At 66.7% G+C, this 9,082-nt stretch carries 7 protein-coding genes and 1 pseudogene; all 8 read right to left on the bottom strand.

The features are described 5' to 3' along the window. A partial coding sequence (locus RBR29_RS08345; RefSeq protein ID WP_320348552.1) for a glycosyltransferase occupies positions 1 to 1,159 on the bottom strand: 1,159 nt, incomplete at its 3' end. Positions 1,160 to 1,274: 115 nt separating this feature from the next. Further along, positions 1,275 to 2,413: pseudogene (locus RBR29_RS08340) on the bottom strand (glycosyltransferase family 4 protein). Between the two features lie 35 nt (positions 2,414 to 2,448). Further along, complete coding sequence (locus RBR29_RS08335) at positions 2,449 to 3,573, bottom strand: glycosyltransferase family 4 protein (RefSeq protein ID WP_320348551.1); 1,125 nt, start codon at positions 3,571 to 3,573, stop codon at positions 2,449 to 2,451. Then, on the bottom strand, positions 3,570 to 4,916 hold the full coding sequence (gene murJ / locus RBR29_RS08330) for a lipid II flippase MurJ (RefSeq protein WP_320348554.1): 1,347 nt from the start codon (positions 4,914 to 4,916) through the stop codon (positions 3,570 to 3,572). The genes RBR29_RS08335 and murJ overlap by 4 nt, the downstream gene beginning before the upstream one ends. A gap of 41 nt (positions 4,917 to 4,957) precedes the next feature. Then, a complete protein-coding gene (locus RBR29_RS08325; protein WP_320348550.1) occupies positions 4,958 to 5,983 on the bottom strand; it encodes an SDR family oxidoreductase in 1,026 nt (341 codons plus the stop codon). 9 nt (positions 5,984 to 5,992) lie between these two features. Next, complete coding sequence (gene tviB / locus RBR29_RS08320) at positions 5,993 to 7,267, bottom strand: Vi polysaccharide biosynthesis UDP-N-acetylglucosamine C-6 dehydrogenase TviB (RefSeq protein ID WP_320348549.1); 1,275 nt, start codon at positions 7,265 to 7,267, stop codon at positions 5,993 to 5,995. Between the two features lie 42 nt (positions 7,268 to 7,309). Next, positions 7,310 to 8,392, bottom strand: coding sequence for a glycosyltransferase (locus RBR29_RS08315; RefSeq protein WP_320348553.1), 1,083 nt, complete (start codon positions 8,390 to 8,392; stop codon positions 7,310 to 7,312). Positions 8,393 to 8,581: 189 nt separating this feature from the next. Then, on the bottom strand, positions 8,582 to 9,082 hold a 501-nt coding region (locus RBR29_RS08310), incomplete at its 5' end, for an aldehyde dehydrogenase family protein (RefSeq protein ID WP_320348547.1).

Raw genomic sequence — 9,082 nt, 5'->3', positions numbered from 1 at the left:
CCCGACTGCCCTGCGCCCGCCCCGCCCCGACCGCCGGAAAATCAGCGGCCAGCCGACGCCAGACGGTCTCGTAGCGATCGACCATGGCCTGCAGGCTGTAGCGCTGCTCGACACAAGCCCGGGCCGCATCGCGGCGTGCCGGCCAGTGCGGATCACGCACGGCATCCATCGCCTGAGTCAGGGCGCCCGCCAGGGCGGACGCGTCCCCGGGCGGTACGACCCAGCCGTGCTCGCCTACGATGTCCGCCGCATCGCCCACGTCGGTCACCACGCAGGCCACGCCGGATGCCATGGCCTCGGATACGACATTGGGAAACCCTTCGGCCTTGCTCGACAGCACGTGGATGTCCAGCGCTCGCATCAGTACCGGCACGTCGTCGCGCCGCCCCAAAAAGATCAGGTGGTCCAGCAGACCGTAGTGCCGCGCCAGCGCGATCAGGTCAGCGTTGTCACGCGACATGCCCTGCCCGATCAGCACACAGCGCAGATCCGGATGCGCGCGTACGGACAAGGCCAGCGCTGCCAGCAGGTTTTCGTGGTCCTTCAGGGGATTCCAGCGGGCCACGCTGCCCAGCAGCGGTGCGCCGTCCGGCACGCCCCAACGGGCGCGCAGGTCGGCGGTCCCTGCGGAGTCCGGATGCCAGACATCCAGGTCGTAGCCATTGGGCACCACCAGCATCCGGTCGGCGCGATAGCCCCAGGCCCGATGGACTTCGGCCGCCTTGCGGGCGCAGGTCACGATCACCCCAGGCACCCAGCCGGACACCCGGGCGCAGGCCCAGGCCGCGATGCGGGAAGACCGGCTGCTTTCCCCCAGGCTGACCCCCGAATTGCGCACACCCCAGGCCACGGCGCGAATGCCGGCCAGCCGTGCCACAAGACCGGCGATCAGGTCGGCGTGATACATCCAGGTCTGCACCACGTCGGGCCGACGCGCGCGCAGCAGCCGGAACAAACGCCACAGGCCGCGCACGTTGCCCGCCCAGCCCTGCATGTCCAGGCAGATCACCTCGATGCCGGCCTCGCGCAGCCGCGCGCCCATGACGCCTTCGCCGCGCATGGACACCACCGTATGCCGGGCCGTGCCGCCAGGGGCCGTGGCCAGGCGCAACAGCACAGTCTCGGCACCCCCATGCAGCAGGCCCGAAATCACGTGCATGACTTGCAGAGGATCCTGCGCTACAGCAGGCCCTGAGTCCCGGTCCGGTTGGCGAGCGGCAGACCCGCCTGCATCGTTTCCATTCATGAGCGTTCCTTGGAATTCAGGGTCACCATCACGATGCCGGACGGGAACCGTCGTCATCGATGCCAATCGCCCCGTCCGCATCCATCCAGGCATCATCCCAGGCTCGCAGGACGGCGTCCAGCCCATAGCGGGCCCGCACCGATTCGGCCGCAACCCGCCCCCGGGCTTCGCGCTCGGCAGGGCTGGCATGCATCACCTGCAACAGGGCCTGACGCAGCGCCGCCTCATCGTCCAAAGGCACCAGTTCCGCCAGACGCCCGTCCAGCGTCAGTTCCGATGGCCCAGAAGGGCAGTCGGTCGCCACGCAGGGCAATCCCAGGGCCATGGCTTCAAGCAGCGCATTCGGAAAACCCTCGACACGGGAATTCAGCACGAAGGCATGGGCAGCGGCCAGGTCTGCCCAGGGTGCCCGGCTGAAGCCTGGCAAGCGGATGCGGGATTCCAGCCCCAGTTCGCGGACGCGCTGCTGACAGGCCGCCCGCTGGACGCCATCCCCCAGATGCACAGATCCCACTGCGGACAATCTGATGCAATCACCGCAAAATTTTCGATCAGGCGGTCGAACTGTTTGACGGGATTGAAACGCCCCAGAGCGGCCAACGTGCGGCGGGGCCCGGCCGGCTCATGCGGCCGGATGCCGGGCAGTCCATCGGGCAGCGGGTTGGGGATCACCGCGATGCGCCGCGCACCCGGCACGACAGCGCGCAGATGGCGCGCGGCGCGCCAGGTCTGCACGGCCACACGGCGGGCCCAGGGATAGGTCCAGCGCCGCAACCAACGCAGACTGGGTTCCAGATTGACGCTGTGGGCCGGGTCGGTGCGTTCGCCCACGACGATCGGCAGGTCCAGGCCGCGCAAGGCCAGCAGCGCCGTCACATTGACGTTGGTCAGGAAGGACAGCACCCGGTCCGGCCGGCATTCCCGCGCCAGACGCCGCAGGGCGGCGAGCTTGGCGACGGGCCGCAGCCAGGCCGGGCCGCGCACGCGATCGGCCAGCCACACCAGGCGCACGCCCGGGTCCAGGGCCTGGTCGCAGCGCCCGCGTCCGGAATAGCAGCACACCAGGGTGACGTCGTCGCCGCGCCGCGCCCAGGCATTGGCCAGGGTGGCGGCCACGCGCTCGGCGCCGCCGCCATGCATGGAACTGACGAGAAACAGGATGCGCATCCGGCGTCCTGTTCAGGGGAGTCGCGTATTCGGCATCAATTGACCCTCCGGCCCTGGAACACCTGTTCCCACAGGGCCATGATGCGCGCCGCGCCGAACCGATCGCGCGCATCGGCAGCCCGACTGCCCAGCCGCGCCCGCAAATCGGCATCGGCCATCGGCCCGGCCAGTCCGGCCGCGAGTGCATCCGGATCATCGATCGGCCGGACCAGCACCCCATCCAGGCCCTCGCGGATGACCTCCCGGGGACCGGTGTCGCAATCCGTGGCGACGCATGGCAGACCGCAGGCCATGGCCTCGATCAGCGTATTGGACAGGCCCTCGGCCTGGGAACTGAGCACATACAGGTCCGCCGCGCCATACCAGTCCGCCATGTTGCCGACGCGCCCCGGCAGGCTGACACGGTCGCCCAGCCCCAGTTCGTCGCGCAGGGCTTCCAGCGCGCTGCGCTGATCGCCTTCGCCCAGAATGACCAGATCCCAGTCGGGAAACGGTGCCGCCAGTTGGGCAAAGGCCCGCAACAGGCCATCGAATCCCTTGACCGGATGCAAGCGGCCCACGGCCAGCAGCCGGCGGCGACCCGGCGGGCGCGAAGGATCGAGCACCGGCTCGCCAGCAACCAGCGGCCAGCGCACGGCATTGGGAATGACCTGGGCCCGCACGCCGGGCAAGTGTTCGTCCAGCCACTGGGCCGTCCCTCGCGTCAGGGCGATGACGGCATCGGCACGCGGATAGGTCCAGCGGCGCAAGCGTTCCCAGAAGGCCGGCAGGGGCTGGCTGGGCGGATGGGCATGTTCGGTGGCGATCACCCGCGCGCGGCCGCGCGCGGCCAGTACCGCCAGCACAGAACCACGGGTCATCATGCCCAGTACGACCGCCGGACGATGGCGCCGCACCAGCCGGCGCAACGCCCAGATCCGCAGCAGATTGCCCCACAGGGCGCCTACGGGATTTGCGCTGTCACCCGCCAGCCCCAGGGCGTGGCGCCGCACGCCATCCGGCAACGGATAGGCATCGTGACGATCGTCTGTCTGGGTCACGATCATCACCCGGCAGCCCCGTTCCTGCCAGCCGGCAGCCAGGTCCACGGCCACGCGCTCGGCACCGCCGCCGCGCAGCGAATGAATGACGATCATCAGATCGACCCGATCATCGGTCATGCAGACTCCTTGCCCGGCCGTGCACGCCAGGCCAGGCACAGATAACAGACATAGGACAGGGCATACATGAGGGCCGTCGCCAGCATGATCCCCGCCGTACCCATGGCCGGTGCCAGCACGGCATTCATCCAGGCCTTGAGACAGAAATTCAGGACGGCGATCGCAGCCATCCAGCCATAGCGGTTCTGGCTGGCCAGCAACTGCACCAGAATCAGCACACCGAAGTAAAACGGCAACTGCAGCATGCCCCAACGCAGCACCTGCGCCACCGCAACCGTGTCCTGGGCCGTGAAGGCGCCGCGTTCGAACAGCAATGACACCAGTCCAGGCACCAGCCACCAGCCGACCAGCACTACGACAGCACCGATGCCCAGCAGGGCGAACGACCATTTCAATGCCATGGCGCGGGCATGCGCGGCATCACCCCGCGCCTGGATATCCGCCAGCACCGGCAGGGCCGCACGGCCGACCGAGGCCGCCCCCAGCCCGATCATCAGGGACAGCAGCCGCGCCGCATAGCCCAGCGTGGCGTTGGCATTGGCACCCAGCTGCGCCGCCGTGTACTGATCAATGGGCCCGACAAAGCTCATGGCCAGCTGGCCGACCAGCATGATCCCGGCAGCCGCCGCCAGGCTGGACCACTGGGGCGCATGCCGGCTCAGGCGCGGGCGCATCGGTACGCCATCGGCACGACGCGCCAGGGCATTCTGCCACACGGCCTGGATCGCATAGCCCAGCAGAGTACCCCAGAGCAACGGCAGGATCCCTGCGCCAGCGGGCGCGGCCAGCACACAAATCAGGATCGCCAGGGCCGGCACACTGTCGAGCAGGGTGTTGATGTGGCGTTCATGCGCCCGCAGGCGCGCCGCACCCAGGCCCGTCCAGATCGTGAAGAAAGCGGCGGGCGCAAACCCCAGGATCAGCAGCAGGCTCATGTCCCGCACGGCGGGCGACAAGCCCTGCCCGGCCACATCCAGGACCATGGGCCAGACCAGCCCCAGCAGCACGGCAGCCCCGACGCCCAGCGCCCAGGCCCAGGCCTGTAATTCGCCCAGGAAGCGCCCATGCCTCGCGGGATCCCCCTGGCGGCTGCGCACCAACGCCGGGATCAGCACCACGGAGCAGGCGCCGACCAGCGTGACCGGCAGCCAGTTGGCGATCGTCAGGGTGAACTGGTAGGCATCCACGGCGTCACTGACGCCATAGCGATACGCCACGGCCATTTCCTTGAGCGCGCCCACGGCCTTGCCCAGTAACAGGAAAAACGCCACCCGGGCCGCCCCCAGGGCGATGCGGCGATGATCGGCGTGCAGGGTCGCCAGCCGGCGCTTCAGCGGCGCGATCATCTCAACCAGCCCTCACGCGTCGGCCCCACACGCCACGATCAACTCAGGAACCGGACGTACCAGGGCATGGCGATCTCCAGGCCCCGCAGAATGTCGAACTGCGGTTCATAGCCCAGCAGGCCGCGCGCCTTGGCAATGTCGGCCTGGGAATGACGCACGTCGCCGGCGCGGAAATCGGCGTGACGTGGCTCGAGCGCATAGTCCACGCCATTGCGCCCCAGAATGTCACGCAGATGCCCGAACAGTTCGTTCAGCGAAGTGCGCGCATTGAAAGCCACGTTGTAGACCTGGTTGACCCCGTCGGGCCCGGCCAGGGACGCCAGCACATTGGCCTGGACCACATTGTCGATGTAGCAGAAATCGCGGCTGGTTTCGCCGTCGCCGTTGATCACGACCTCTTGGCCGCGGATCATCGACGAGACCCATTTCGGGATCACGGCCGCATAGGCACCATCCGGGTCCTGGCGCTGGCCAAAGACGTTGAAATAACGCAAGCCAACGGCCTGGAAACCATACGCACGCGCGAAGACATCGGCATACAGTTCGTTGACGTACTTGGTGACTGCGTAGGGCGACAGCGGCTTGCCGATCCGGTCCTCGACCTTGGGCAGGCCGGGGTGATCGCCATAGGTCGAACTGGAAGCTGCATAGACAAAGGATGCCACCTGGGCATCACGCGCGGCCACCAGCATGTTGAGCTGCCCACCGACATTGACTGCGTTGGTGGTGATCGGGTCGTTCAGCGAACGCGGCACCGAACCCAGTGCCGCCTGGTGCAGCACATGGCGCACGCCCTTGACGGCCTGGCGGCAGGTATCCAGGTCACGGATATCGCCTTCGATGAAACGGAAGCGCGCCCATTGCGCGGGGCTGACGCGGGATTCGACCTCGTCCAGATTACGCTGGTAGCCGGTGGCAAAATTATCCAGGCCCACGACCGTCTGGTCCAGGCCCAGCAGGGTTTCCAGCAAGTTGGAGCCGATGAAGCCGGCGCAGCCTGTGACCAGCCAGGTCCGGGGTTGCGCCTGCAAGTCAGCCCGGACGGATTCATAGCGGGAAGTCATGCCGGAACCTCAGAGACGCAGGTCGGACTCGTCGGCGGCGAGCACGTATTTCAGGTCGTACAGCACGTGTTCCGGCTTGCCCAGCGCGCGCAGCGCGGCGGCCCCCATGGCGGCGAACTGCTCGTGCGCCACGGCCAGGATGATGCCGTCGTAGGCACCCACCGCCGGCTTGGCGACGGGCGTCAAACCGTATTCGTGCTGCGCCTCGGCCGCATCGACCCAGGGGTCGTAGACATCCACATCGATGCTGTATTCGCCCAGTTCGCGCACGATATCCACGACGCGGGTATTGCGCAGGTCGGGGCAGTTTTCCTTGAAGGTCAGGCCCATCACCAGTACGCGCGAGCCCTGTACCTGGATGCGGCGCTTGGTCATGGCCTTGACCAGCTGGGATACGACATAACTGCCCATGGAATCGTTCAGGCGGCGGCCGGCGAGGATGATTTCCGGGTGATAGCCGATGGACTGCGCCTTGTGGGTCAGGTAGTACGGATCGACGCCGATGCAGTGCCCACCCACCAGACCGGGCCGGAACGGCAGGAAATTCCATTTGGTACCAGCGGCCTGCAACACGTCCAGCGTGTCGATGCCCAGGCGGTTGAAGATCAGCGCCAGTTCGTTGATCAGTGCGATGTTCACATCGCGTTGAGTGTTTTCGATGACCTTGGCGGCCTCGGCGACCTTGATCGAGGGCGCTTTGTGCGTACCCGCCGTGATGATCTGGCGATAGAGTTCGTCGACCAGGTCGGCGACCTCGGGCGTAGAGCCCGAGGTGACCTTGCGGATGGTGGAAACCCGGTGCTGCTTGTCGCCCGGGTTGATGCGTTCCGGGCTGTAGCCTGCATAGAAATCGACGTTGAACTTCAGGCCTGAAACCCGTTCCAGCACCGGCACGCAGACCTCTTCGGTGGCGCCAGGATAGACCGTGGATTCGTAGATGACGATGTCGCCGCGCTTGAGGATACGGCCGATGGTCTCGCTGGCGCGCTCCAGGGGCGTCAGGTCCGGCTGCTTGTATTCGTCGATGGGCGTGGGGACGGTAACGATGAACACATTGGCGGCGGCCAGTTCGGCGGGATCGGCCGAATAGCGCAGATGCGTGGCCTGGGCCAGTTCCGGCCCATCGACCTCCAGCGTGTGATCGCGGCCAGCGCGCAGTTCCTCGATGCGCCGCGTATTGATGTCGAAGCCCAGCACATCGCGGTGCTTGCCGAATTCGACCGCCAGCGGCAGGCCCACATATCCCAGGCCGACGACGGCCAGACGGACGTCCTGAATGTTCATTTGGTTCTCCCCGGCATCAGCGCCGATTGACAGGATGGAATTTTAATCTCGCCGCACGCCACGGCCCAGAGAAGGCAGCAACAACCAGCGCGGCCGCCGCCAGGTGACCAGGCGGATGTACAGCCAGATGTAGACGCCGGCAAAGACCCCCATGCTCAGGCACAGCACCCAGGCGTTGTCCCACCAGAGCGTGGCAGGCACCAGCCCGATCAGGGCCAGCACCCACAGATAGGGGGAAGTCATGGCATTGCACAGCGCCGGCAGCGCATGCCGACGGTCGCGGCTGAACGTGATGCGCACCAGGCGGCGAAACACCAGCTGATGCAGATGCAACGCATCGGGCTGATCAACCGGCACACCGCGCTTGAACTTGCGCCGCCAAATGGAAAACAGGGTCTCGAAGACCGGGTAGAACAGCACGGCCAGCGCATAGAAGGGAGACACGCCGGGATTGCGCACGACCAGCTGCACCGCCAGTTCCGCCAGCATGAAACCAACGAAATACGCCCCGCCATCCCCCAGGAAGACACGCCCGAAGGGAAAATTCCAGACCAGAAAACCCAGGGTGGCCGAAGCCAGGGCCGTGGCAATGAGAAAGATGGGGATGTCCTGGACCTGCCAGGCCACCAGGGCAAGCGACACGGCCATCAAGGTGGCGATCATGCCCGCCAGGCCGTTCATGCCGTCGATGATGTTCAAGGCGTGCGTGCAGCCACCGACCGCCACCATGGTAAACAGCAGAGAAATGATGGGCCAGCTCGACAGCAGCGTGTCGGCCCACGACAGCCCCACGCGCGAGACGCCGCCCAGCAGCCACCAGGCGATGGCGGCCGACACAAAGGCCGCCAACAGGCGTTTGCCGGAACCGATGTCCTTGGTGATGTCTTCCAGGAGCCCGGCGACGAACACCGGCAGCGCCGACACGAACAGCGCCGGCCACAGCCAGGTCAGGGTCATGTTGCTGGGCCCCAGCACCAGCAGGCCCGCCAGACTGCCCGCCACGACCGCCAGCCCCCCGACCCGGGGCGCCGCGCGGGCGTGCATGGCTTGTGGCTTGTGCATGTCCGTATCGCCCGTCAGGCGACCATGCCAGCGTTCCGACACGACGATCAGGCCACCCACCATGAAGGCCACGATCCCAATGATCGGCCAACCGAGCGTCGCGGACAGATGTGAGGCGTTCAATTAAACCCCGTCTAGGCAAAACGAGATTATCGGCCAAATTTGTAACTCGTGGCGCGGCGCAGCAGATACAGATGCAACAAAAGAGCCGCGCGCGGCGATCCACCGGCGCGGCCCTGGCCAGTCAGACCATCACAGACCGCCCATGCACAGGTACTTGACCACCAGATAGTCGTCCAGCCCATAGTGCGAACCTTCTCGACCCAATCCGGATTGCTTGACCCCGCCAAAGGGCACGGCTTCGTTGGAGAGCAGCCCGGTATTGATGCCCACCATGCCGTATTCCAGCGCCTCGGCCACGCGCCACACCCGACCGATGTCGCGGCTGTAGAAATAGGCCGCCAGGCCATATTCCGTATCGTTGGCCATGCGGATGACATCGGCATCGTCACGGAAACGGAACAGTGGCGCCAGCGGGCCGAAGGTTTCCTCGCGGGCGAGTTTCATCGTGGGCAGGGCATCGGCCAGCACAGTCGGCTCGAAGAACGTATGCCCCAGGGCATGGGGATGCCCCCCGGCCAGGATCCGCCCGCCCTGGGCGACCGCATCCGCGATATGTTCCCGCACCTTGGCCACGGCCGCCTCGTCGATGAGAGGCCCCTGAGTCACGCCGTCTTCCTGGCCATTGCCGAC

This window comes from Castellaniella sp. (genome assembly GCF_034007085.1).
GTDB lineage: Bacteria > Pseudomonadota > Gammaproteobacteria > Burkholderiales > Burkholderiaceae_B > Castellaniella.
Note: the sequence above shows the minus strand (reverse complement) of the source record. Positions and strands in the feature narration are given on the sequence as shown.

Excerpts from the sequence above, each read along its gene's own strand:
- RBR29_RS08315 (WP_320348553.1), bottom strand. The coding sequence starts at position 8,392 with ATGGTGGGTGGCCTGATCGTCGTGTCGGAACGCTGGCATGGTCGCCTG.
- RBR29_RS08325 (WP_320348550.1), bottom strand. The coding sequence starts at position 5,983 with ATGACTTCCCGCTATGAATCCGTCCGGGCTGACTTGCAGGCGCAACCC.
- tviB (WP_320348549.1), bottom strand. The coding sequence starts at position 7,267 with ATGAACATTCAGGACGTCCGTCTGGCCGTCGTCGGCCTGGGATATGTG.
- RBR29_RS08335 (WP_320348551.1), bottom strand. The coding sequence starts at position 3,573 with ATGACCGATGATCGGGTCGATCTGATGATCGTCATTCATTCGCTGCGC.